This window comes from Hymenobacter coccineus, from assembly GCF_001816125.1.
Lineage (GTDB): Bacteria > Bacteroidota > Bacteroidia > Cytophagales > Hymenobacteraceae > Hymenobacter > Hymenobacter coccineus.
The window spans coordinates 44,226-66,692 of record NZ_MDZA01000426.1 but is presented as its reverse complement, the minus strand read 5'-3'; the positions used below and the strand labels follow the sequence as shown (position 1 = coordinate 66,692).

At 61.1% G+C, this 22,467-nt stretch carries 22 protein-coding genes and 1 other RNA gene; 11 read left to right on the top strand and 12 right to left on the bottom strand.

What is annotated here, in order from left to right:
- Window positions 1–113: 113 nt before the first annotated feature.
- Window positions 114–800, bottom strand: coding sequence for a cytochrome b/b6 domain-containing protein (locus tag BEN49_RS21280; RefSeq protein WP_070746425.1), 687 nt, complete (start codon window positions 798–800; stop codon window positions 114–116).
- Window positions 801–812: 12 nt separating this feature from the next.
- Complete coding sequence (locus tag BEN49_RS21275; protein ID WP_070746424.1) at window positions 813–2,060, bottom strand: pyridoxal phosphate-dependent aminotransferase; 1,248 nt, start codon at window positions 2,058–2,060, stop codon at window positions 813–815.
- Window positions 2,061–2,196: 136 nt separating this feature from the next.
- Between BEN49_RS21275 and BEN49_RS21270 the strand changes: the two genes are divergently transcribed.
- Window positions 2,197–2,868 carry a TylF/MycF/NovP-related O-methyltransferase gene (locus BEN49_RS21270; RefSeq protein ID WP_083326326.1) on the top strand — a complete coding sequence of 224 codons (672 nt, stop codon included), beginning with the start codon at window positions 2,197–2,199 and terminating at the stop codon, window positions 2,866–2,868.
- Window positions 2,869–3,005: 137 nt separating this feature from the next.
- Entirely contained in the window at window positions 3,006–4,268 is a 1,263-nt protein-coding gene (locus BEN49_RS21265) for a porin family protein (RefSeq protein ID WP_070746422.1), read from the top strand.
- 100 nt (window positions 4,269–4,368) lie between these two features.
- On the opposite strand, the gene icd is transcribed toward BEN49_RS21265, so the two are convergent.
- From icd to BEN49_RS21245, 4 genes are all read right to left on the bottom strand, one after another.
- Window positions 4,369–5,634: an NADP-dependent isocitrate dehydrogenase gene (gene icd, locus BEN49_RS21260; protein ID WP_070746421.1), complete on the bottom strand. Its 1,266-nt coding sequence runs from the start codon at window positions 5,632–5,634 to the stop codon at window positions 4,369–4,371.
- 144 nt (window positions 5,635–5,778) lie between these two features.
- Entirely contained in the window at window positions 5,779–8,754 is a 2,976-nt protein-coding gene (locus tag BEN49_RS21255) for a M16 family metallopeptidase (RefSeq protein WP_239692042.1), read from the bottom strand.
- A 184-nt stretch (window positions 8,755–8,938) separates the two neighbouring features.
- On the bottom strand, window positions 8,939–9,658 hold the full coding sequence (locus tag BEN49_RS21250; RefSeq protein WP_125917085.1) for a DUF8439 domain-containing protein: 720 nt from the start codon (window positions 9,656–9,658) through the stop codon (window positions 8,939–8,941).
- A gap of 136 nt (window positions 9,659–9,794) precedes the next feature.
- A complete protein-coding gene (locus BEN49_RS21245) occupies window positions 9,795–10,946 on the bottom strand; it encodes a DNA polymerase III subunit gamma/tau (protein WP_070746418.1) in 1,152 nt (383 codons plus the stop codon).
- 184 nt (window positions 10,947–11,130) lie between these two features.
- On the opposite strand from BEN49_RS21245, the gene ssrA reads away from it, so the two are divergent.
- Window positions 11,131–11,503, top strand: a transfer-messenger RNA (tmRNA) gene (gene ssrA / locus BEN49_RS21240).
- A gap of 153 nt (window positions 11,504–11,656) precedes the next feature.
- Window positions 11,657–11,935 (top strand): hypothetical protein, encoded by a 279-nt coding sequence (locus BEN49_RS21235; protein ID WP_070746417.1) that lies wholly within the window; start codon window positions 11,657–11,659, stop codon window positions 11,933–11,935.
- 135 nt (window positions 11,936–12,070) lie between these two features.
- Here the strand turns inward: BEN49_RS21235 and BEN49_RS21230 are convergent, their stop codons facing one another.
- Complete coding sequence (locus tag BEN49_RS21230) at window positions 12,071–12,400, bottom strand: hypothetical protein (RefSeq protein WP_125917083.1); 330 nt, start codon at window positions 12,398–12,400, stop codon at window positions 12,071–12,073.
- Between the two features lie 578 nt (window positions 12,401–12,978).
- Here BEN49_RS21230 and BEN49_RS28410 point away from each other — a divergent pair.
- Together BEN49_RS28410 and BEN49_RS21220 are read left to right on the top strand one after the other, a co-directional pair.
- A complete protein-coding gene (locus tag BEN49_RS28410; RefSeq protein WP_158023023.1) occupies window positions 12,979–13,368 on the top strand; it encodes a hypothetical protein in 390 nt (129 codons plus the stop codon).
- Between the two features lie 104 nt (window positions 13,369–13,472).
- Window positions 13,473–13,853, top strand: a complete 381-nt coding sequence (locus BEN49_RS21220; protein WP_070746414.1) for a hypothetical protein — start codon at window positions 13,473–13,475, stop codon at window positions 13,851–13,853.
- Window positions 13,854–13,927: 74 nt separating this feature from the next.
- Here BEN49_RS21220 and BEN49_RS21215 read toward each other — a convergent pair whose 3' ends face one another.
- The 5 genes from BEN49_RS21215 to BEN49_RS21195 form a co-directional block, all read right to left on the bottom strand.
- Window positions 13,928–14,281, bottom strand: a complete 354-nt coding sequence (locus BEN49_RS21215; protein WP_070746413.1) for a hypothetical protein — start codon at window positions 14,279–14,281, stop codon at window positions 13,928–13,930.
- A 77-nt stretch (window positions 14,282–14,358) separates the two neighbouring features.
- Entirely contained in the window at window positions 14,359–15,342 is a 984-nt protein-coding gene (gene uvsE, locus BEN49_RS21210; protein ID WP_083326324.1) for a UV DNA damage repair endonuclease UvsE, read from the bottom strand.
- Between the two features lie 106 nt (window positions 15,343–15,448).
- Window positions 15,449–16,123: a carboxypeptidase-like regulatory domain-containing protein gene (locus tag BEN49_RS21205; protein ID WP_083326323.1), complete on the bottom strand. Its 675-nt coding sequence runs from the start codon at window positions 16,121–16,123 to the stop codon at window positions 15,449–15,451.
- Between the two features lie 124 nt (window positions 16,124–16,247).
- A complete protein-coding gene (locus tag BEN49_RS21200; protein WP_070746412.1) occupies window positions 16,248–16,928 on the bottom strand; it encodes a hypothetical protein in 681 nt (226 codons plus the stop codon).
- Between the two features lie 90 nt (window positions 16,929–17,018).
- Window positions 17,019–18,257, bottom strand: a complete 1,239-nt coding sequence (locus BEN49_RS21195) for a metallophosphoesterase (protein WP_070746411.1) — start codon at window positions 18,255–18,257, stop codon at window positions 17,019–17,021.
- A gap of 104 nt (window positions 18,258–18,361) precedes the next feature.
- Here BEN49_RS21195 and radC point away from each other — a divergent pair, with 104 nt between their 5' ends.
- From radC to BEN49_RS21170, 5 genes are all read left to right on the top strand, one after another.
- Entirely contained in the window at window positions 18,362–19,099 is a 738-nt protein-coding gene (gene radC / locus BEN49_RS21190; RefSeq protein WP_070746410.1) for a RadC family protein, read from the top strand.
- Window positions 19,100–19,434: 335 nt separating this feature from the next.
- The gene (locus BEN49_RS21185) at window positions 19,435–20,181 is read left to right on the top strand and encodes a hypothetical protein (RefSeq protein ID WP_070746409.1); all 747 of its coding nucleotides are present in this window, start codon (window positions 19,435–19,437) and stop codon (window positions 20,179–20,181) included.
- A complete protein-coding gene (locus BEN49_RS21180) occupies window positions 20,181–20,591 on the top strand; it encodes a DUF2846 domain-containing protein (RefSeq protein ID WP_070746408.1) in 411 nt (136 codons plus the stop codon). Before BEN49_RS21185 ends, BEN49_RS21180 begins: the two co-directional genes overlap by 1 nt.
- 196 nt (window positions 20,592–20,787) lie before the next feature.
- Window positions 20,788–21,720, top strand: a complete 933-nt coding sequence (locus tag BEN49_RS21175) for a sensor histidine kinase (RefSeq protein WP_239692041.1) — start codon at window positions 20,788–20,790, stop codon at window positions 21,718–21,720.
- Window positions 21,721–21,726: 6 nt separating this feature from the next.
- On the top strand, window positions 21,727–22,419 hold the full coding sequence (locus BEN49_RS21170) for a LytR/AlgR family response regulator transcription factor (RefSeq protein WP_070746406.1): 693 nt from the start codon (window positions 21,727–21,729) through the stop codon (window positions 22,417–22,419).
- The last annotated feature ends 48 nt before the right edge of the window (window positions 22,420–22,467 follow it).

The following is a 22,467-nucleotide window of genomic DNA, read 5'->3' as shown; positions in this document are numbered from 1 at the left end:
CGCTCTTTTTTTGTCTGGTTAGGGCCCCGGAAGGGCGTTGGCCGAGTGGTTTGGGGCCCGGTGTGGCAGCTTTGCTGGCAGCGAAGCGGATTCAGGGCCCGGGGCTGCCGCAGCTAAGCGCGCTGGTCGCCAGCCTTAGTGCCGCTGACCATGCGCGAAATCAAGCCGTGGTCGTCGGTGATTTCCGACCACACTACGCCGACCAAATGCAGCACGAAGAAGGCGATAATTAGGTACATGGTCACGTTGTGCACTTCCTTGACCGTGTGCTCGATGCTGTGCAGGAACGGCACATCGTCGGCCCACGTCAAAATAAGGCCCGTGATGACCATAATGGTCAGGAACGCATAAAACAGTGCGTAGCTAACCTTAACCAGGAGCTCGTGTCGTGTTTTGCCCTTGTCGGCGGGCGGGGCCAGGCGGTACTTGCGCGCCACCAGCAGCAAGCGCGCCGAGAAGCGCACCTCCTGGGGGCCCCGCAATTCCAGCAGCATGCGCAGCAGCCAAAACGCCGCCAACCCCAGGCCAATGGCAATGTGCCAATCCCAGATTCGCTCGCTGATGATGTGGGCAAACGCCCGGCCTTGCTGCTCCGTGGGGGCCCCACCGTCCTTGCTCGCCGCCTTTATAAACTCCGGGATGGCCGAGCGCGCGTCAACGATAACCTTCAGGAACAGAATGGTTAGCAACTGCCCGGTAACTAGCAGCGCATTGCCCCAGTGCCAGACGCGCAGCGGCGCCGAATAGTCGTGGGTCGATGGCTCAGCGGGCACCGGGAGGGGAGTGGATACGGGGGCCATGGGCAGCGGGGGCTAAGAAGCGAACGGTTGCGCTGCTTCTACGGCGGCCGCGCCGGCAAGATGCAGCGTGCGCCCCGGATATTCGCGCAACGCTACCTCCAGGCACGTCATGGCCGCGGCCAGGTCGGTGCGGTTGATGACGTAGGCGATGCGCACTTCCTGGATGCCCAAGCCCGGCGTGTGGTAAAAGCCGTTGGCGGGCGACAACATCAGCGTCTGGTTGTCGAGCGTGAACTCTTCCAGTAGCCACTGCCCGAACTTCTCGGCATCGTCCACGGGCAGGCGCGCCACCACGTAGAAGGCGCCGCCCGGTACCGGGCACGTCACGCCCGGCATGGCCCGCAGGCGGGCCACCATTAGGTCGCGGCGGGCCTGGTACTCGGCGCGGGTGCCGTCGAAGTAGGAGGGGGGCAAATCGGCCGCGGCTTCGGCGGCAATCATTTCCAAGGTAGGGGGGCAAATCCGCATCTGCCCGAAGTGGAACGCGGCCTGCCACACGTCGGGGTTGCGCGTAACGAAGGCGCCCACGCGGGCCCCACAGGCGCTGTAGCGCTTCGAAACGGTGTCGAGCACCACGGCGTACGGCTCGCTGCCGGCCAGGCTGAGCACGCTGGTCGAGGTGGCGCCGTCGTAGCAATATTCGCGGTAGGCTTCGTCGGAAAGCAGGTACAAATCATGGCGGATGCACAGGCCCAGCAGGGCTTCCAGCTCGTCGCGCCGGTACACGTAGCCGGTGGGGTTGCTGGGGTTGCAGATGAGGATGGCGCGGGTGCGCTCCGTGATAATGGCCTCAAAATCAGCCAGCGGCGGCAGCGCAAAGCCGTCCTCGATGTGCGACGTGACGGCCACGATGTTCACGCCGGCCGCAATGGCAAACGCAGTGTACGTGCCGTAAAACGGCTCGGCTACAATCACTTCGTCGCCCGGGTTGAGGCAGGTGAGCATGGCAAACAGGATGGCCTCGCTGCCCGCCGTCGTCACCATAATGTGCTCGTATTCCGCCGGAATACCTGCCCGCTGGTAGTAGGCGGCCAGCTTGTGGCGGTAGCTATCGGAGCCCGCCCCGGGCCCGTAGCCCAGCACCTTGATGTCGGCGTTGCGCACGGCCTCCATCATTTCGGGGGGCGTCAGCACATCGGGTTGGCCGATGTTGAGCGGATAAACGACCTTGCCGGCCTGTTTGGCAGCATCGGCAAAGGGCAGCAACTTGCGAAACGGCGACACCGGCATGGCCTGGCCGCGGTGGGATATTGATGGCATACCCGGCAAAGGTACGATTGGCCATGCAGTAAGGAAACGCTTTGGCCCCGTATGTTAGCCCCCGCTGGGGGCCGCGCAGTGGCTAACTTGCCGCGCTGCCCGCAGCGGGGCCCCGGCAAAAACATCCGCAGTTCCCATGAGCGTTGCCCGATTCGTATTCCATCAGCTAGCCACCATTTTGGCATCCAAACGCCTCTACCTCACCAAGTCGCTGAGCTACAAGCAGGAACCTACGCCGCTGCCCGCCAACCTCGACTACGTGCGCTACGCCACGCTGGGGCTGTGCGCCCAGGAAATAACGCGCCGAAACGTGCCCGGCAACGTGGCCGAAGTGGGAGTCTACAAAGGCGCCTTTGCCAAGCGCCTGAACCAGCTTTTTCCGCAGCGCCGGCTGTACTTGTTTGATACCTTCGCCGGCTTTGCGGACCAGGACGTGGCCACGGAAATAGCGGCGGGCTTCTCGGCCGGCAACCAAGATTTTGCCGATACCAGCGTCGAAGGCGTCCTGGCCCAAATGCCGTTTCCGCAACAATGCGTCGTTAAAAAGGGCTTTTTCCCAGCTACGGCCGCCGACGTGGACGATACTTTTTGCTTCGTCAGCCTCGACGCCGATTTGTACGACCCGCTCCTGGAAGGGCTGCGATTCTTTTACCCCCGACTTTCTCCAGGCGGCTTCATTTTCGTGCACGATTTCAACAACGACAGCTACAAAGGGGCCCGCCAGGCCGTGTTGGATTTTTGCCAAAGCCAAAGCCTGAGCTTCATCCCGTTGCCAGATGGCGGCGGCACGGCGGTACTGAGTAAGTAGTAGCGGTGCTTGGAGCCCGAAGCAGTGGCTGGGGCCCCGGTAATTAACCAACGAGTATTCGGGAAACGCTGGCCATCCTAGCTGCGAAGTGGTATTATGGCGCCCTACCTTTGGTAGTTATTTACATTCCTGATTATATGCAGAAGAACTACATTAGTGCCCTATTATTGATTGCCCTTGGGGTGGGCTGCGAAACGGTGCAGGCCCAGGCCGACTTTCGCCCTGGCTACTTAGTACAGCCGGCGGGCGACACTGTGCGGGGCGAAATTGACTACCGCGATGCCCGGGCCAGTGCCACGCAGTGCCGCTTCCGGCCTAGCGCCGGGGCCCCCGCCACGGTGTTCCAGCCGGCCGATTTGCGGGCTTACGGCCTGCCTGGCGAACGCAAGCATTACCACTCCCTGACTCCTGTGGGGGCCCCGCAACCGGCTTTCCTGGAGGTGCTCGTCAGCGGGCCCGCCAATTTGTACGTGTTGCGCACCGCCGATCGCGCCGACCACTACTACGTGGCCACCGAAACGTTTCCGCTCGCCGAGCTTGTGCACCGCAAGGTGATGCAGGAGCAAGCCAGCATTATGCAGGAGCAGAACATCTACCGCACCACGCTGGCCCAGGCGTTAGTGGGCTGCCCCGTTGCCCAAGCCCAACTGCCCACCCTCCGCTACACTGCGGCTGAGCTGGCGCGGGCCGTAACCACCTATAACAACTGCCAGGCCCCACCGGAAACTGTTACGGCTGCAGATATTGCGGCCGCTGGTGGTACGCCGCGCGGGCCGCGGGCTAGGCTGGGCATTGTGCTCGGGGCCGAGCAAACCATCATGCACGTCAGGTTTACCGACATGTATGGCTCGCAACATGAGTTGAGCTTTTCTCCCAAAGTCGTCCCGATTGGGGGGCTGTCGCTTAGCGTACCCTTAGCTGCTCTCAGCCGGAAGCTGTCGCTCGAAACGGCGCTGCTCTACGAAAGTATCCATTACGACCAAGCGTTTGGCAATGCCTACTCCAGCGCGTCCGACCGCTATACGTTTGACATGGCTTACCTGCGGTTGCCGCTGCTGGTGCGCTATACCTACCCCACCGGACACGTGCGGCCTTTCGTCGAAGCGGGCCCCGTGCTCGCCTACGCTCTGCAACTGAATAACTCCTTGGTAAAGAGCGATAACCAAGGTAACGCCAGTAAACCCGCTGGTTTCTTTCAAGATAACTTCCGCTCATTTCAAGAAGGGCTGAGCGGCAGTCTGGGGGCCCAGTTCAGCTACGCCAAAGACCGCCAAGCTGCTCTGCTGGTGCGCTACGAAGTCGATACGGGCTGGGGTAGCGGCCAAGGGTTAGATACGGGGTTGAACCACGTGTACGTACTGCTAGCCTTTGATTTGTTCAAGCAAGCCGCAGTTAAATAAGGAGTTTTGTAACTGACTAAAGGATATAAATTTAATTAAAACCCCCGCGCCGGCCAAAGCCAACGCGGGGGTTTTAAATTAACTAACAGTAGCTAGGCTACTACATGTTCTTCACAATCTCAGCGCCAAACTCGCTGCACTTCAGTAGCGTGGCGCCTTCCATCTGGCGCTCGAAGTCGTAGGTAACGCGCTTGCTGTCGATGGCAGCTTCTAGGCCCTTGTTGATGAGGTCGGCGGCTTCCTTCCAGCCCATGTGCTCCAGCATCATCACCCCCGAGAGGATAACCGAGCCGGGGTTCACCTTGTCCTGGTTGGCGTACTTGGGGGCCGTGCCGTGAGTGGCTTCGAAGATGGCGTGGCCCGTCACGTAGTTGATGTTGGCGCCCGGCGCGATGCCGATGCCGCCTACGATGGCCGCCAGGGCGTCGGAGATGTAGTCGCCGTTCAGGTTCAGCGTGGCCACCACCGAATACTCAGAAGGGCGCAGCAAAATCTGCTGGAGGAAAGCATCGGCGATGCTGTCCTTGATGATGAGCTTGCCTTGGTCCTGGGCCTGCTTTTGCAAAGCGTCGGCCACGGCCACGCCCTGCTTGGCCACAATCTTGTCGTACTGGGCCCAGGTGAACACCTTCGCGCCAAACTCCTTTTCGGCCAGCTCGTAGCCCCAGGTTTTGAAGGCGCCTTCGGTGAACTTCATAATGTTGCCCTTGTGGACAATCGTCACCGACGGCAGCTTGTGCTCCAGGGCGTACTTGATGGCGGCGCGCACGAGGCGCTCGGTGCCTTCCTTCGAAACGGGCTTGATGCCGAACGACGACGACTCGGGGAAGCGAATCTTCTTCACGCCCATCTCGTCGACCAGAAATTCCAGCATTTTCTGGGCCTGAGGGGTGCCGTTCATGTACTCGATGCCGGCGTAGATGTCCTCGGTGTTCTCGCGGAAGATGACCATGTCGGTCAGCTCCGGGTGTTTTACTGGCGAGGGCACGCCGTCGTAGTAGCGCACGGGGCGCACGCAGGCGTACAGGTCCAGCTCCTGGCGCAGGGCCACGTTCAGCGAGCGAATGCCGCCGCCCACGGGGGTGGTCAGGGGGCCCTTGATGCCCACGAGGTAGTCGCGGAACGCATCGAGGGTTTCGGCGGGCAGCCAGTTGCCGGTTTGCTTAAAGGATTTTTCGCCGGCCAGTACTTCCTTCCACACCAGCTGCTTTTTGCCGCCGTAGGCTTTTTCCACGGCCGCGTCGAATACAAGTTGTGCGGCGCGCCAAATGTCCGGGCCCGTGCCATCGCCCTCAATGTAGGGAATCGTGGGCTTATCGGGTACGTTCAGCTTGCCATTTTTGATGGTGATTTTCTGTTCTGCCATGTGGAAAAGAGTTGTGCGGTTTCAGTTAGTAGTAATCGTTGTCAGAGTGGGAATTAGGGGGCGGCCCGGGGCGGCACGGCTTCGGGCGAAGCGCCAGCCGGGCCCGCAGCCTGACAACTCCGGGGCCCCACGAACCAGGGTGCGTCAGTAGCCGAACAGCTCCTTTAGCGTGAGCTGCTGCACGGTGCCGTACTTAGCCAGCTCCTTGAAGTTGAGCCGGTCTTTCGAGCCGATGACCAGCACTACCTGGTTCTGGCCCTTCACTTTGGCGGCCTGAAACTTCTTCAAGTCATCAAAGCTCATCTTGGCGGTCTGCTCGTACACGTCGCGGCGCACGTCGTAGTCGAGGCCCAGGCGGCGGGCCCGCTCGTAGCTCAGCAGAATGCCTTCGTGGGTGATGCGGTCGGTGGCGATGCTGTTGCGGATGGACTGCTTGGCAATCTGGAGGTTGGCTTCGGCCAGGGGCATATCAGTGAGCAGGCCCTGCATACCGGTCATGGCCTCGGGCAGCTTGTCGCTCTGGGTGCCGATGTAGCTCACGATGTAGTTGGAGCGGCCCACTTTGTCAGCATTGGCGTAGCGCGAGCTGGCCGAATAAGCCAGCGCCTTGCTCTCGCGCAGGTCCTGGAACACAATACTGCCCATGCCGCCGCCGAAGTACTCGTTATAGAGGCTCACCGTGGGCACCAGGCCCTTGTCGTACAGGTCGCCCTTGGTCAGGAACAGGATTTCGGCCTGCACCATGTTGTAATCAGCCCAATACACTTTACGGTCTTTCAGCGGCTGCTCAGTGAAATCCTTGGCGGCAGGGTCGGGCGTGAGCTTGGCGGGCGTGCGGTGCTCGGCTTTGAGCACGGCCACGGTGCCTTCCACTGGCCGGGGCCCGTAGTACAGCACGCGGTGCTGGTAGGTGGGCAGTTTTTTCAGGATGGCCGTCAACTGCTCCGGCTTCAGGGCCTTGAGAGCGGACTCACTCACCACGTCGGTAAACGGGTTCCGGGGGCCGTACTTCACGTAGTTCAGCATGGCCTGGTTCAGAATTACGCCTTTGCTGAGCTTAGCGTCCTGGCGCTGCTTGAGGATACCAGCCACTTGGTTTTTTAGGGCCCCCGCGTCAGTGCGCGGATTATTCAGCAGTTGCTCGAACAACTTCAGTGCCGGCTCCAGGTTGCTGTCCAGCCCGCTGAGGCTGATGAGCACCCGGTCTTGCCCGCTGCTGACGGCAAACGAGCAGCCCAGCTTGTAAAACTCCTGCTGCAACTGCGCCGCCGAATACTGGCCGGTGCCGAGGTACTGCAAGTAATCGGTGGCCACGTCGAGCCGCGGGTCATTATTCGTGCCCAGGTCGATGGCGTAGAACAAGCTGAACAACCCGTTCTCGGTATTCTTGGTGTAATACAGCGGCAGACCAGGCTTTATTTCCGCTTGCTGAATGTCCTTTTTATAGTCCACGAACACCGGTTGCAGCTCCGTGCTGGGTAGCTTCGATACCTCGGTGTAATAGGCCGAAGCCGCGTCGCGGTTGGCCGGCACCGGCGTGATGGTCGGTTTCACCACCTTCACCGTGTTCGGGTCTATGCCGGTGCGCTTGTAAATGGTGACGTAGTTGGCGCCGTAGTGGTCGTTGGCAAACTTCACGATCTCGGCCTTCGTGATGGTGCCGAAATCATCCTGTTGCTTCACGTAATCGGCCCAGCTGATGCGCTCGATGAACGATTCGTAGAAAGCACTGGCGCGGGCCAAGTTGCTTTCGTAATCCTTGGTGCGTTGCAGCTTCTCGTTGTTCACGATGGCCGGAATTAGCCAATCCGGGAACTGGCCCTGCTTCACTTTTGCTACTTCGGCCAACATCAAGGCCTGCACCGCTTCCAGCGCCTGCCCCTGGCGGGGCGTCCCGAACAAGATGTGCGTTGAGTAATCGTCATTGAGGTCAGTAAAGGTGCTGGCTTGCAGTACCTTTTGCTGCTGGTTCAGGTCAAGGTCGAACAGGCCGGCCTGGCCGTTGGTCAGGATTTTGTCCACCATCCGCAGGAGCAGGCCATCGCGGGTGGCTTTGCCCGCAAAGCGGTAGCCCACCATCACGTTCTCGGCCTGGGGCCCTACTACTTCCTTGGTGATGGTACCTGCAATCGGTTGCTCGACGGGTGAGTTAAACGCCGGTACTGGCTTCTTCTGCCAGGTGCCAAAATACTTGTCAATCAGCCGGATAGTTTGATCGTAGTCCAAATCACCGCTCAGGCACAGCGCCACGTTGTTCGGCACGTAGTACTCACCGAAGTACTTCTTAATTTCCGTAATCGATGGGTTTTGCAGGTGCTCAATCGTGCCAATGGTTGTCTGCGTGCCGTAGGGGTGCGTGGGATAAAGCGCCGCGTTCAGCGTCTCAAACTCCTTGCTAAAGTCGCTGTCGAGCCCCCGGTTTTTCTCCTCGTACACGGCCTCCAGTTCGGTATGGAACAAGCGCGGCACCATTTCGGTGAACCGCTCGCTCTGCACAGCGGCCCACTTTTCCAGCTGGTTGCTCGGAATGTCTTCCTGGTACACCGTTTCCTCGTTCGAGGTGTGCGCGTTTGAGCCTTTCGAGCCGAGGCTGCCCATCAGCTTGTCGTACTCGTTGGGCACGGCGTAGCGCGCCGCCACGCCCGAAATCGAGTCAATCTGGTGGTAAGTACGCTTGCGCGCGGCGGGGTCGTTGCGCTGGCCGCGGTAGGTTTCGTACAGGGCCTCAATCTTGTCCAGCTCGGGCTTTTCCTTGCTCCAATCCTTGGTGCCGAGCCGCGACGTGCCCTTGAATACCATGTGCTCGAGGTAGTGGGCCAGGCCAGTAGCGGCCGCTGGGTCGTTTTTAGAGCCCGCCCGCACCGCTACGTAGGTTTGGATACGGGGAGCGTTTTTGTAGTCCGACAGGTACACCGTCAGGCCATTATCCAAGTGGTAGATGCGGGCGTTGAGTGGGTCGTTGGGAGCCGTTTCGTAGGAATAGGTCTTCTCCTTTGCGGCGGCCGGCGGGGCGGGGGCGGCCGGTGCCGTAGTAGTGGCCGCCGGCTTACTGGTCTGGCATTCGGTCGCAAAACCCAGGGCTGCGAAGGCCGGAAGTAACAGCAAAGAAGATTTTTTCACGAAATCGGGCGTGCGGGAAGGTAATAGCTGGACGAAAAAACAAAGGTAGCTGGCTGATAGGGGAATAAAAAACGGTTTTTATAGGAGAAACCCAGGATACTACGCGCCACCCAGGGCCCCAAGCTGCGCGCTGCGCGCCGGCTGCTCCATTCCTTAAGCCCAGCTTCTTAGCCAGTCCAACCCGCTAGAAGTCAGCCTCTAGTCCCAGGCGCTGCTTGGCCTCGCGCAAAGCAGGAAACCGTTCGGCCAGGTACTCGAATTTGTCGGTGGCCGTGTACAATTTTCGGGCGGTCGGAGCCGCCTGCGCCACCACCGGCACCACGTTGAGGCGGGGGTGGCCGGTGCGCCGGCGCAGCTCTACCAAAAACTCGGTCCGCATCTCGTTGAATTGGTCTTCCTGCACCGGGTTGTCCACGGTCAACTCGATGCGGTGGTCGGGCCCGGCGGCCACGGCGCGGTTGAGCAGCGTGTACTCGCTCATGCGCTCCTGGGCGCGGCGCTCCTCGGCCATTTCGCGCCACACGCGCTGGAGCAGCGCATCATCAACGGGGGCCACGGGGCCCGAGCTAGGCAGCGGGTCAGCCAGCGCGGGGCCCGCCTTGGCCGCCGCGGGCCGGGTGCTAAAATCCTTGAGGCTGGGCAGCTTGCTACCCGCGCCGGCCCCCAGGTTGAGGAGCGACGGTGGGGCCGGGCGCGGCTCGGGTTCCAGGCCTTCCATACTCGGCACGCCTACTTCCACGTGCGGGAACGTGTCGCGCACCTGGTGGCGCTCGGCCACGGCCAGCTCCGGCTCGGCCTCAATGCTGGGGGTATCGTGTAGCTCGTCCACGCCGTTTTCCACGGGCAGCGGCTCGGGGCCCATCGGCCGGCGCGGGGGCCGATACCACGGGGGCCGCGCGGGCACTTGCGCAGGCGCTGGCTGCGGTGGGGTAGGGGCGGGCGCGGCAGCTACCGGTGGGGGCCCTGGCAGCGGCGCGGGCACCGCCCGAATGGGTGTTGGGGCTTCGGCAACGGCCGGCGCGGGGCCCTCGTCTAAGCTGCTAGTTTTTTTTTTTAGCGGCTTCAGGGCCGTTCACATCGCGTACAAATTGCACGGCTCCGTTGAGGTAGGCCAGCTTCATGAGCGTGAGCTCGACGTGCAGGCGCTGGTTTTTGGCCTGTTTGAACTCGCGGTCGCACTGGCTCACCAGGTTCAGGGCCGAGAGCACGAAGGCCAGGGGCGCGGCCTGCGCCTGCGCCACGTACTGCTTCTTGATGCCGTCCGACACCTCCAGCAGTTGCACCGTCACGGCGTCTTTGCAGACCAGCAGGCCGCGCAGGTGCTCGGCCGTGCCCACCACAAAGTTGTGCAGGTCAAAGCCTTGCTGCATCACCTCATCCAGCAAGAGCAGCGCGGCCGAGAGGTTTTCTTGCAGCAGCCCATCCACCAGCCGGAAGTAGTAGTCGTAGTCGAGCACGTGGAGGTTTTGCACCACGTCTTTGTACGTCAGGTTGTTGCCGGCAAAGGTCACCATCTGATCGAACATCGACAGGGCGTCGCGCAGGCCCCCGTCGGCCTTCTGGGCCAGCAGGTGCAGGGCGTCGTCCTCGGCCCCCACGCCTTCCTGGGTGGCCACGTAGCGCAGGTGCTGGCGCATGTCGTCGACGCGGATGCGGCTGAAGTCGAAAATCTGGCAGCGCGACAAAATCGTGGGGATGATTTTGTGGCGCTCGGTGGTGGCCAGTATGAAAATGGCGTAGGACGGCGGTTCTTCCAACGTCTTCAAAAAGGCGTTAAATGCCTGATTGGACAGCATGTGCACTTCGTCGATGATGTACACCTTGTACTTGCTGCCGGCCTGCGGGGGGTAGCGCACCTGCTCCACCAGCGAGCGAATGTCTTCGACTGAGTTGTTGGACGCGGCGTCTAGCTCGTGCACGTTGAACGAGGCGTTTTCCTGGAAGGCCACGCACGAGGCGCAGACCCCGCAGGCCTCGGTTTCGGGCGTGAGGTTGGTGCAGTTAATGGTTTTGGCCAGGATGCGGGCGCAGGTGGTTTTGCCTACCCCGCGGGGCCCGCAAAACAGGAATGCCTGGGCCAGGTGCTGGCTCTGAATAGCGTTTTGCAGCGTGGTGGTGACGTGCTGCTGCCCCACCACGCTGCGGAAGGTGGCGGGACGGTACTTCCGGGCCGAAACGACAAAATTCTCCATAAGACTTCCTACAAAGTTACCCCGAAAACAGGGCGCTTGAAAGCCCGCGGCGGGGCTCCCAGCCGGCCCGGGGCCCCACGAAACCTTTCCGCTACTGTCGGCGTTTAGCCAATCCCACGTACCTTTGTGGCCCGCCAGACAGCTCGCTCGAGCTGCGCAACGGAAACTCGTTCTTCTAACATTTGGGGCTGACCGGAATTGACAGCTTGCGCATATCGCGGGTAAGCGTGCCGGGAGTTGAACGAAGCTCTCCCGTAAAAAAAATCGCTCAAACAACAACTGGCGACTATTCGTACGCCATGGCTGCCTAGTTCAGAATTAGGTAATGCCATCGTGCCGCTTGGGTAAGTTTTTACACCTGGGAGTTCGGCGCGTCGTAAGTAGAAACTAGCCTCCGAAGAGCTGTGATTCGGGGGCGAAACCCAACTGCAGCTAAGGGGATTTCAAGGGCCTGATGTGCGCCTGAAATCCTTCGAAAATCTAAGCATAGATACGCACGTAGAAAGCACGTTGGTCTCCTTGTCTGGACCAGGGTTCGAATCCCTGCAGCTCCACAAAAAACCTCACTCCTACTTAGGGGTGAGGTTTTTGTTTTTTAGCGAAATGCCAACCCGTGGCTAATGAGTGCGTTTCAGGAGAAATTAACAAATCTGCTGCTCGCCATGAAAAAAATACGGTCAACAACGGTTGGGCTTTTGGCCGGTGTCAGCTTGCTTCTGGCTGCGTGCAACGAGCCCGCGCGCCAACCCACCACCGAGGTGCCCGCCGCGTTGCCCAGCGGCGTGCCCGGCACGGCCTCGGGGCCCCGGCCCAGCGATTCGGCCCTGAATGCCCCGGCCCAAACCCAACCGGTGTCGCTCAACCCGACCGCCGAAGCGGCCGCCGCAGTGGACTCGGCTGCTATCCCAGCCGTAAAAAACGTGCCCTTCGTGGGGCCCCCAACTGTGAAGCGGGCCTTAAATAATGGGTTGAAGACGGGCAGTAACTAAGCGCACTTGCCGACGCACTGCTTAAAAGCAGCGCGTAAGCAAGTGTGCCGGGCCCCTAAAACTGGTTTAAGCTATGGGCCACAGGCAAACCCCGTGGGCGAATCATCCGGATTTTCCTAACGGGGAGCTGCCGGGCTACTTAGCACGGGCAGTGGTGACGGAAGTCAACTCGCGGTTGGGTTCCAGGCCTGCCACGTAGCCCTCGAAGTAGCGGGCGGCCGCAGGGTTAGCCACGGCGGCATTCTGGGCGGCTTGCACTTGCTGGGCGATTAGCTCGGTGCCATCGGGCGCACGCAATACCGAAATCCGGTACGCTTTGCCGTCGGCTTTTCTTTCGTCGAATGCGGTGAGGGTATAGGCCGCGCGTACAGCGGCCGGGGGAGTAGCAGCGGAAACCGCGTTGCTAAACAGGGCCCCCAATGCGGATAGGAAAATAATGATTTGCGGACGGAAAGCAGATTTCATAGGGCTTGCTGTTACTGGGATGAGGAGCAAATCAGAAATCAAAAATATTCCTTTTATCTAATTATCAAAAATACCATTTTTGATAATTAGATAAAAGGAATGCTGTTTTTTACTGGGTTTGATTGAGCCAAACCAGCTGTAAGCTGCGAGCGAATAATTTTTTACTGGAAATAATTGCGAAAAGCACGCAGCTTGTGACATTGATTGCTGCGTAGGGGAACTAAAATAGTTAAAAATGGTAGCCAACTAATTGGTATAAAACAGGATGGGAAAATGATTAGTGCAATTATATTTTCGACAGCGATATGCTTGCAACTGCTGACTGGAATGCCCTATAAAGGATTTTCGAGTTATTCAAATAATGGAGTGCACATATGAACCTTCTAACGTTGAGTTTATAAACGGGCAGCGTGGTTTTTACGCATTTAGCCGCCAGGTATTATTGGTCATGCCATAATATTATAATTAGAAAAATTATAACCCTTCCTAATGCGCTCCGTATAGATGGGGCCTCAGCAAAATTGCTTGGGTTGTCAGTCTTTGAATTTCCTGCTTTTCTTACTTTAAAATAACTTACCATGAAAACCTCCAAAATCTTCCTCGCTGCTTTGTTGACTGTCGGTGTAACGAGCGTATCAATGGCTCAGACGACGCCGACCACCACCATGCCCGGCACCATGAACACCACGCCCGGTACGACGACCACTACCACTGCCCCCATGCAGACGCCCGCTACGGGCACGATGGGCACCGGCACGACCACCGGTACCATGGGCAACGGCACGATGAACGGAACCACTACGGGTACGGGCACGATGAACGGCACCACTACGGGTACGGGCACAATGGGCACCGGCACCATGAGCGATGGTACGATGAACAACGGCACGATGTCGGACAAAAAAATGAAGAGGTCGACGCGCAAAGGCAAAGGCAAAATGAAGACCACCACTGCGCCGATGAACTAAGCACAGTTGCGGCCCCAGGCCACACTGAGTAGTTAAGACGACGGCTGTTTCGCTTAGAGACAGCCGTCGTTTTTGCTTTACCTATTTTAAGCCTTCCAATTGACATGAAAAACTTCTTCTTTTTGATGGGGCTGCTCCTGCTGGGAGCGGCTGCCCGGGCCCAAACAGTGCCCTTCGACCCCTCGGCGCCGGTGCGGGGCGGGGCCCAAGGCCAAACCGTAGTGCCGCCCCTCAACCCGGGCCTCAACCACAGCACCATCCAGGGCCCCGCCGAGGTGCAGCGCGCCACCACGAGCCTCGACGCCCAGCCCTCGCGCCTCGACCCGGAATCGGGCTTTGGGCCGGCCGCTACGCCCGCGGGCTCGCCCGCGGCGGTGCCCGACGTGCGCGAGCAGCCCATCATCCGGCAGCAGCCGCGGCGCGAATCGACCGACATCGTGCCGAGCCGCAACAACCGCAGCCGCAGCAGCAAAACGCCCTACTAGGGGCCCCAGATCGAACGCAAAAACCCCCGCTGAGTGCATCAGCGGGGCTTTTTGCGATTGAGAGCAAGCGGTGGCTATTTGCTGGGGCCCTCTTTGTGGGCGGCCAGGTCGCCGCCGTGGCGGCGCAGCAGGTCGGCGAGCTCGGTGAGGGGTTTCTTAAGCTCGTCGGGGGCTTGGGCGGCGGCTTCGCCGGTTTGGTCGCCGAGCATGCTCAGCGAGGCGGCGAGGGCGGCACCGTCGAGGGCCCCGCTGGAGAGCAGCGACTGGAGGTTGCCGATTTCACGGGCAATGTCTTGCAGGCCGGGCTGGCCGCTTTGCAGAAACTGCTGCTGCCAGGTTTCAGTGTTGTCCATTGCCGAGCCCAAGGGGAGGCTGGTGAGGCCATTCTTGAGGGCGCTAACGGTGGCGTGCAGGTGGTCGAAAGGCATGGTGTTGAGTAAAATTGAGGGTGGAGATTCGGTGGGAGAAATAAAATTTGGGGCCCCGGGTTTGCGGGCGGCGGTAGTTAGTTTTTGACGGCCTTCTTGGCTCGGGCCTTAGTTGGGGCCCCGGGGTCTGGGGGCAAAACCAGGGGTGGCACGGGGCCCTCGGGCGCGGGGGCGGCCAAGCCCAACTCGCGCAATATGGCCACTGCGCGCAACGCACTGGCTTCTTTGTCTTTAATTTCCAGCATCATATCAAAATCAAGCCCTTGCAGCTCGGCTACGAAGCCACGGAACAGGTCCTCGACCATCGACGTGGTGTGCTTGCCTTTGCGCTCGGCGGGGGCCTGCGAGCTGTAGTCCATCATCGGCACACCGTCGGCGGTGGGGTGCCAAGTGGCAGCGGCCAAGCGCAGGGCCTCGTGCATGGGCTCGCCGTGGTTGAGGCATTCGTGGTGGAAGTTGTCGAACAGGATGGGCACGCCGGTGCGGGCGTGCAGGTCGAGGCAGTCGCGCAGCGGGAATAAGCGGTCGTCGTTTTCCACCACCACGCGGGCCCGCACGGCGGCCGGCAGCGTGGCGTACACGTCCGCAAACCGGCTGATGGCCAGCTCCCGGTCGCCGTACAGGCCCCCCACGTGGATTTGCAGCTTCGCCGTGCCGTCCAGCCCCATCAGGTCCAGCATTGAGCCTTGGTAGATTAGCTCTTCGATGCTGCGCTGCACAATGGCCGGGCTTGGCGAATTCAACACCACAAACTGGTCGGGATGGAAGCTAACGCGCAAGCCGTGAGCCTTGATGTAGTCGCCCAGGGCCCTAAACTCGGCCCCGAAGTGCTGCTGCCACGGGAAGGTGTTGATTTCGTGCGAGCCAAAGGGCACAATACCCGAGCCCATGCGGAAAAACAGCAGGCCCTGGGCCACGTTCCACTCCAGCAGGCGGCGCAGGCAGGCCAAGTTGGCGGTTACGGCCGTTACAAGACGCTCCTCCGAATAAGAGGCCAACCGGAAGGTGTTGGCGGCGCTGCAATCCATCGCCTCGTTCACGCAGGGATACCCAATTTTCATACCCTGTGCTTACGCGGGAAAACAGTTATCAGTTATGAGTGAGTAGTTATCAGTGACCAAGAATAAACGGTTCACTGCTCACTCATAATTGTTCACTGATAACTGCCTATGGCTCGTAGCCGCGGTTGTCTTTGAAGGCCTTGTTGTACTTAGCGCGGGCTTTGCGGTCCTTCTCGGCCTGGTCAGCAGCTTCCAGGGCTTGCACCTTTTTGCGCTGCTTGCCCTCGCGCGAAAACTGCTCGTAGAGCAAGCTCACCGGGCTTTCGAGGGTGGGCGTGGGGGCCTTGGGGGCGCTCGAATCAACGGGGAACATGGGTTTGGGGCGCGGCGGGCGCTTGGCCCCGCTCACCACGGGCGGCGCGGGGCGCTTCATGTTGCGCAGGGCCCGGTTGATCATCGCCCGGTCGGGGCGGTCGCTGATGACCCGCACTTCGCTCAGGCGCACGCTGTCGCGCTGCAACTGCACCTGGATGATGAGCTGCGAAATGCCCGTACCCCCCAGCGGCAGCAGCCGCGCCCGGAAGCCCACGGCCCGGAACAGGAGCGTGTCGGTGGGGAGGGCGTCGATTTCGAACTCGCCCTTGAGGCCCGCGGCCTGCCCCACGCGGGTGCGCGTCACGCGCACCGAGGCCCCAGGAATGGCCTCGCGCGAGTCAAACGCCGAGATGGTGCCGCTCACGCGCACCGTTTGCTGCGCCCGCGCTGGCAGGGCCAGCCCGGCCAGCAACACCAGCACCCAAGGCCAGCCGCGGCGCATCAAGTCGAAAAAGCGAAACGTCATTCGGAGCTATAAACGCAAAAACCGGGCCCTGGGGCCCACCTCATATAGCAAAGAAAAGCCCGCGCCGTTGCAGGCGCGGGCTTTGGTAGACGAACGACGCGGAATCTCCGGCCGAAGGCACCAGTTATTGCTTCATTTTGGATCCGTCAGCGTCCTTTACCTTCACTTGGCCGTCGCCCTTTACTTTAATTTTTGTGCCGTCGGTGAGCTTGGTTTTCGACTTGCTCACGGTACCGCCCGTCGTGGCGCCGGCCGACGAGCCCATGGCGTTGTCGTCGGTGGTGCCGCTCATGGCGCTGCCGCCGCTGCTCATCGTCGAGCTAGAGTCAGAACCCATCGACGAGGACGAGGCGCTGGTGGCGTCGTTCACGTAGGTGTCTTCGTTGTAGTTGGTGCGGCTCGACTCGTACGATTTGTACTGGGCTGGGTCGGTGTAGATGCCCTTAAATTCGGTGTCGGTGGCCGTGTTGTAGTCGCGCATAGCGGCGCCCATGCCCGTGGTATCGGAGGCGTACTTGGTTTGCATGTCGCCGTAGCGCTTCGAGCGATTGTAGTAAGCGGTGCTGATTTTCTCGCGCATCGCCGGGTCCGTGATTTTCATGTCGGTGGCGTACTTGTCGGCGATGCGCTTCGAGCGCGACTTGTAGGCCTCGTCGGTGTACATCGTGTTCGACGTCGTCGACGATTGCATCGCCGTCGAGTCGCCGGACATGCCCGCGGTGGTAGTAGTTTCGGTCGTCTTCGACTCCGAGCAGGAGGCCAGCGAGAGGGCTGTGCCGGCCACTAAAAACAGGTAGTTTTTCATGATGATTGGGTGAGTGAAAGGGGATTAGGGAAGATAATTAGTGTCCCCTATACGGGCCCAATTCGGCCAGGGTTAGCTGCTGCTGGGGCCCTATGCGCGCCGCAGTTCAAACACCGTAATCTCGGGCAGGAAGCCCACCCGCCCGGGGTAGCCCAGGTAGCCCAGGCCTACGTTCACGTACAGCCGCTGGGCCCCCTGCTGGTAGAGGCCGGCCCACTGCTTGTAGCTGTACTGCACGGGGCTCCACTTGAAGAACGGCAGGTTTACGCCAAACTGCATGCCGTGCGTGTGGCCGCTGAGCGTCAGGTCTATGTCGGGGTAATCTAGTACCTGCGCCTCCCAGTGCGAGGGGTCGTGCGAGAGCAGGATTTTGAACGGCGCGTCGCCGCTGGCCGCGTGGGCCTGCGGCAGGTTGCCGTGCTTGGGGAAGTTGGCGTGGCTGCTCCAGTTTTGCACGCCCAGCACGGCAATTTTGTCGCCCCCGCGCTCGATGGTGTGGCTGGTGTCGTTGAGCAGCGTCCAGCCGATTTTGGCGTGGCTTTGCATCAGGCGCTCCAGGTTGGCGCGTTTGGCGGCGGGGCTTGCCCATTGCACGTAGTCGCCGTAGTCGTGGTTACCGAGGCTAGAGAAAATGGGCAGCTCGGACTTGATGCCCGCCAGCGCTGGAATGTGCGGCTCTACCTCGGTGGCCACGTTGTTCACTAGGTCACCGGTCATCAAAATCAGGTCGGCCTTCTGGGCGTTGATGAAGCGCACGGCCCGTTGCAGCGGCTCTGTGGAGGTGAAGCTACCCGTGTGCAAGTCCGAGATTTGCAGCACTTTGAAGCCGTCGAAGGCCGGCGGCAGGTTGGGGTACTTCAGCACCACGCGGCGCACCTGGTAGTCGGTGGCCCCGCGCACCACGCCCCACAGCAGCGCCACGAACGGGACGGCCCCCAGCCCCAGCGCCACCTTGGCCAAAAACTCGCTGCGCGAAACGGCGTCGCCCGCTGCCCCAGCTGGCCGCGTGGCGGCGCTCAGGGCCCAGCGCCCCAGCCGCGTCAGGTCCTCGAGCAGCAGCGGCAGCAGCATCACCAGCTTAGTGACTAGCAATAACAGCAACAGGCTGATCAAGCGGCTTTTAAGCAGGGTATTGCCCGATTGGCGGGTGGGCCCGGCCCAAAGGGCCAGGCCCCATACGGCTGCCGTGAGCAGCCAGTAGCCCCAGGCCCAGGCACGCCGGGGCCCCGCGTCGAGGTGCTGGGTGAGGGTGCGGGTAGCTTGGAAGCCGTACCACTCGGCCAGGAGCACGGCGGCCAGCACGAGCAGTAGAATAGTTGGATTTCGCATAGAAGAAAAAGCAGGGCAAGAAGAAGATTAGCCCCGTAAACGTAAAGCGACACCTTTTGCTTGGCGGCGGGTTAAATTTCGTCTTTTACGCAAAGCTATATCCTATGCAAGTGCTTGATAATATTGACAAAGCACCAGTGCCCGCCTACGTTGCCCCCGGGGCCCTCGGCATCAAAAGCTGGGCCGAGGAAGACCGGCCCCGCGAGAAGCTCATGGCCAAGGGCCGCGCCGCGCTGTCCGACGCCGAGCTGATTGCCATCCTGCTGGGTTCGGGCACCGTCAAGCTCTCAGCCGTGGACGTGGCCAAGCTCATGCTGCAAGGCGTGGGGAACGACCTCAACGAGCTGGCCCGCCAAAGCGTGAAGCAGCTCTGCCGCCACCCCGGCATCGGCGAGGCCAAGGCCATTTCGGTGGTGGCCGCCCTGGAGCTGGGCCGCCGCCGCAAGGAGGCCGACGCGCCCGCCCGCACCACCATCACCTGCTCGCGCGACATCTACAACCTGGTGCGCCCCAGCCTAATGGATCTGTCGCACGAGGAGTTTTGGGTGATTTTGCTGAACCGCGCCAACGTGGTGATGCGCAAGGTGGCCGTGAGCCAGGGCGGCGTGGCCGGCACCGTGGCCGACCCGAAAATGATTTTTAAGGAGGCCCTGGAGCAGCTTGCCAGCAGCATCATTTTGGTGCACAACCATCCCAGCGGCAACCGCCAGCCCAGCGCCGCCGACCTGGCCCTCACCAAAAAGCTGCGCCAGGCCGGCGACTTCCTCGACCTGCCCGTGCTCGACCACCTCATCTACACCGACCGCGGCTACTACAGCTTCGCCGACGAGGGCGTGCTGTAGTTGCTGGCTATGCAGATTAACCGTGATTGCGCTGATTGCAGACGGCCGCTACGGCTGCGCTACTGGGTGGGCGCGGCGCTTGTGCTCAGCAGCCGTTTGAATTAATTTTTGGGTCCCCAGCGTCTCTACAGCGTGTGGGGGCCCTAATCCAAAAGGCTTCTCGGCTTATTGGCCTGCCCCGATAGCTGTTGTGCTTGCGGGGCTAGAGGAGGGAGGTAACGCCACAAACTTGAGGGGTTTGCCCACAAACTCTGGCTGGTTGGCCACGCGGCATTGCTGGGGCCGCGGGGAGGCGCTTGTTTTGAAGCGTCACTCACCACTCAATCCCCACGTGTATGCCGCGTTTCTTACTGTTATTTCTCCTGACGGGGCCGGTGGCGCTGGGCCAAGCAGTGGATTCGGCCCAGGGCCCTAGCCTGCCGGCCAAGAGCAATTTCAAGGTTTCGATGATCACCGAAATAGGGGTTATGGGGGCGCTGACCAGTACGCCGAACATGCAGGCGTTCTTTCGCCAGAACAACATCAAGCGCGATTTCCCCATCCCCCTCGACCCCTTTGTGTACCTGAACTTCGGGCCCCGCTACAAGCGGCTGAAGCTCATGATACAAGCCGGGTACGGATTTAATTATTTCCCGCCTAATGAGCGGGATGCGCTCGTGGTGCGGCGCACTTATGCCGGCTTTGCCGGGGCGATGCTGGGGTACGATGTGCTCAACGACCGCAACCGACGCCTCTACCTCAACGTGGGGGTGGGCGGCGTCAACTACGACTACGCCGTGCTCAACCGCACTTCCCAGTCCGTTGCGTTCCAAAACCTGCCGCAGTACAGCCAGGCCGGCAACATCCCGTCGCTGAAGTTTAATAACGCCTACTGGGACGTCAACCTGGAATTATCACAGCGGGAGAAGCGCAAATTGAGCGTTGCCAGCGTCTTCCGGCTGGGCTACCGGCGCGGCTGGCAGCCCAATGCCTGGCAATCGGGCACGGTGCAGCTCCGCGACGCGCCCCTGGACCGCCTCAGCCAGGTCTACTTTCAGGCGGGGTTCCAATTGTCGCGCAACTACGCCAAAGCCACTAAGTGATGAAGGCGCTTGTGCTTGCGGCGGCGTGGCTGCTGCTCGGCAGCCGGGCCGAGGGGCCCCCACCGGCCCAGGGCAGCCCGGCGCACTTGGTCATCTACCGGCAGCGCGAATTTGAGGGCGACACCTACACCATTCGGATCAATGACAAAAAAATGGGCGCGCTGCCCACCAATCGATATTTGCAGCTGGACCTGCCGCCGGGGCGGGTCAAAATCGAGTCGGCCCAGGGCTACTTTTCCGAAAACCAGACCGTGCAGCTCGATGCCCAGTCTGGCCGCACGTACTACGTCAAAGCCGTGGAGGAAGTCGATTTCCTGACCCGGGCCCTGCTGCTGGCCCCCGTGAGCGAGGCGCAGGGCCAGCGCGAGCTGCAAGGCATCAAACCCGCGGCCGTGCCCCGCGCCCACTAAGTGCTGAGTCATGAGCTGATAGCTATTGGCTGATGGCTAATGTTCTTAATTACAAAAATTTACATTGAAAATAATGGCTATTTATTTTTGCACCATTGCTTAGGTTGTTCATTATGCCTCGTTTCCGGCCGCCCCGGCCCTGCTTTTTGGCGTTGCCCTGAGCGGCCTGCTGGCCTACTGGGGCCAGCTGCTGTACGTGGGCGTGTGGCGGGGCGGGGCGGGCGCGCCCGAGGTGGGCGGCCTGGCGCGGTACCTGCTGGGCATCGGGCTGCTGCTGGCCGGCCTGGGGGCCCTGGCGCACCTCAACTACCGGCTGGCGTTTCGGCGGTGGCTGCTGGGCCGCGAAACCGGCTGGGGCTACTGGACGTGGCTGTGCGGGCTGGCGGCGCTCCTGTTCGAGCTGCTGCAAGTGCGCACCGACCACGTGCCCGATTTCATCGATGAGAACCTGCTGATGACGGCCGTGCTGCTGACCGTGATTGTGGCCTATGGGTACGTGGCCGATTCGTTCCGGGCCCGCCGGGTGCAAGCCCACCTGCTCCAGCAAAAGGTGGAGGCCGAGCTGACGGCCCTCAAGGCGCAGGTGAACCCGCACTTTCTCTTCAATGCCCTGAACACCATCTACAACGAGGCCCAGCGCGTCGACAACGAAACGGTGGCCGACCTGATTCAGCAGCTCGCCGGCATCATGCGCTTCACATTGCAGGAGTCGAAGCAGCCGCTGACGTCCATCGAAAACGAGTTTTCGTTTCTGGAAAAGTACCTGGCCTTGCAGCGCGCCCGCCTGCCCCAGCGCGAAACCCTGCGCGTGGCCACCCGGCTGGATTGGGACGGCGTGCCCGCCGCCATTGCCCCGCTGCTGCTGATTCCGTTCGTGGAAAATGCCTATCAGTACGGCATCAGCCTGGTGCACCCGGCGTACATTGAGCTGGAAGTGGTGGTGGAAAACCGTTGCCTGCGCCTGCGCGTGGCTAACAGCATTGCCCCGGGCCCGGCCGCCCGGCCGGGCCCGGGCACCGGCATTGCCACCGCCCGGCAGCGCCTGGCCCTGATGTACGCCGGCCGGCACGCGCTGCACATCCAGCAAACCGCTGATTCTTTTACCGTTTCCCTTACTATTGACCTTTAGGCGCTTATGCTACACGCCATCGCCATCGATGATGAGCCCGCCGCCTTGGAGGTGCTGGGGCGCTACGCGGCCAAGGTGCCGTTTTTGCAACTCACCCACTGCTTCCTCAGCACCACCGAGGCCCTGGGCTGCCTGCACACCGAGCGCGTCGACCTGGTGTTTCTCGACATCCAAATGCCCGACGTGCAGGGCCTGGACTTCGCCCGCCTGATTGCGCCCCTGCAAAAGCGCCTCGTCTTTACCACGGCCTACGCCGAGCACGCCGTGGAGGGCTTCTCGCTACAGGCCCTCGATTACTTGCTCAAGCCCATCGAGTTCGGCCGGTTTTTGCAAACCTGCAACCGCGCCTACGCCCAGATGCTGCCTGCCCGCGAAGGCCCGCCCGGCATCTTCGTCAAAGACGGCTACGACTGGATTCGGGTGAACGTGGAGCAGGTGCTCTACATCCAGTCGGACACCAACCTGCTGTTCATCCACGAGCACGACCGGCAGGTGAGCACCCGCATGACCCTGGCCGATATGCTCGCTACCCTGCCGGCCGACGATTTCATCCGGGTGCACAAGTCCTACATCGTGGCCCTTAAGGCCATCCGCAAAATTGAGCGCCACCAAGTAACGGTGGGAACGGCCACCATCCCGCTGGCGGAAAGCTACCGCGAAGCCCTGCAAAGCCGCCTGCTAACCAAGAATAGCCGCTAAGTGCCGCCTGCGCAGGCTTCGCCAGCACCGTACCCAAGCCCGAAAACG

Coding starts and splice junctions, on each gene's coding strand:
- BEN49_RS21280 (WP_070746425.1), bottom strand. CDS start 800: ATGGCCCCCGTATCCACTCCCCTCCCGGTGCCCGCTGAGCCATCGACC.
- BEN49_RS21275 (WP_070746424.1), bottom strand. CDS start 2,060: ATGCCATCAATATCCCACCGCGGCCAGGCCATGCCGGTGTCGCCGTTT.
- BEN49_RS21270 (WP_083326326.1), top strand. CDS start 2,197: ATGAGCGTTGCCCGATTCGTATTCCATCAGCTAGCCACCATTTTGGCA.
- BEN49_RS21265 (WP_070746422.1), top strand. CDS start 3,006: ATGCAGAAGAACTACATTAGTGCCCTATTATTGATTGCCCTTGGGGTG.
- icd (WP_070746421.1), bottom strand. CDS start 5,634: ATGGCAGAACAGAAAATCACCATCAAAAATGGCAAGCTGAACGTACCC.
- BEN49_RS21245 (WP_070746418.1), bottom strand. CDS start 10,946: ATGGAGAATTTTGTCGTTTCGGCCCGGAAGTACCGTCCCGCCACCTTC.
- BEN49_RS21230 (WP_125917083.1), bottom strand. CDS start 12,400: ATGAAATCTGCTTTCCGTCCGCAAATCATTATTTTCCTATCCGCATTG.
- BEN49_RS28410 (WP_158023023.1), top strand. CDS start 12,979: ATGAAAACCTCCAAAATCTTCCTCGCTGCTTTGTTGACTGTCGGTGTA.
- BEN49_RS21220 (WP_070746414.1), top strand. CDS start 13,473: ATGAAAAACTTCTTCTTTTTGATGGGGCTGCTCCTGCTGGGAGCGGCT.
- BEN49_RS21215 (WP_070746413.1), bottom strand. CDS start 14,281: ATGCCTTTCGACCACCTGCACGCCACCGTTAGCGCCCTCAAGAATGGC.
- uvsE (WP_083326324.1), bottom strand. CDS start 15,342: ATGAAAATTGGGTATCCCTGCGTGAACGAGGCGATGGATTGCAGCGCC.
- BEN49_RS21205 (WP_083326323.1), bottom strand. CDS start 16,123: ATGACGTTTCGCTTTTTCGACTTGATGCGCCGCGGCTGGCCTTGGGTG.
- BEN49_RS21200 (WP_070746412.1), bottom strand. CDS start 16,928: ATGAAAAACTACCTGTTTTTAGTGGCCGGCACAGCCCTCTCGCTGGCC.
- BEN49_RS21195 (WP_070746411.1), bottom strand. CDS start 18,257: ATGCGAAATCCAACTATTCTACTGCTCGTGCTGGCCGCCGTGCTCCTG.
- radC (WP_070746410.1), top strand. CDS start 18,362: ATGCAAGTGCTTGATAATATTGACAAAGCACCAGTGCCCGCCTACGTT.
- BEN49_RS21185 (WP_070746409.1), top strand. CDS start 19,435: ATGCCGCGTTTCTTACTGTTATTTCTCCTGACGGGGCCGGTGGCGCTG.
- BEN49_RS21180 (WP_070746408.1), top strand. CDS start 20,181: ATGAAGGCGCTTGTGCTTGCGGCGGCGTGGCTGCTGCTCGGCAGCCGG.
- BEN49_RS21170 (WP_070746406.1), top strand. CDS start 21,727: ATGCTACACGCCATCGCCATCGATGATGAGCCCGCCGCCTTGGAGGTG.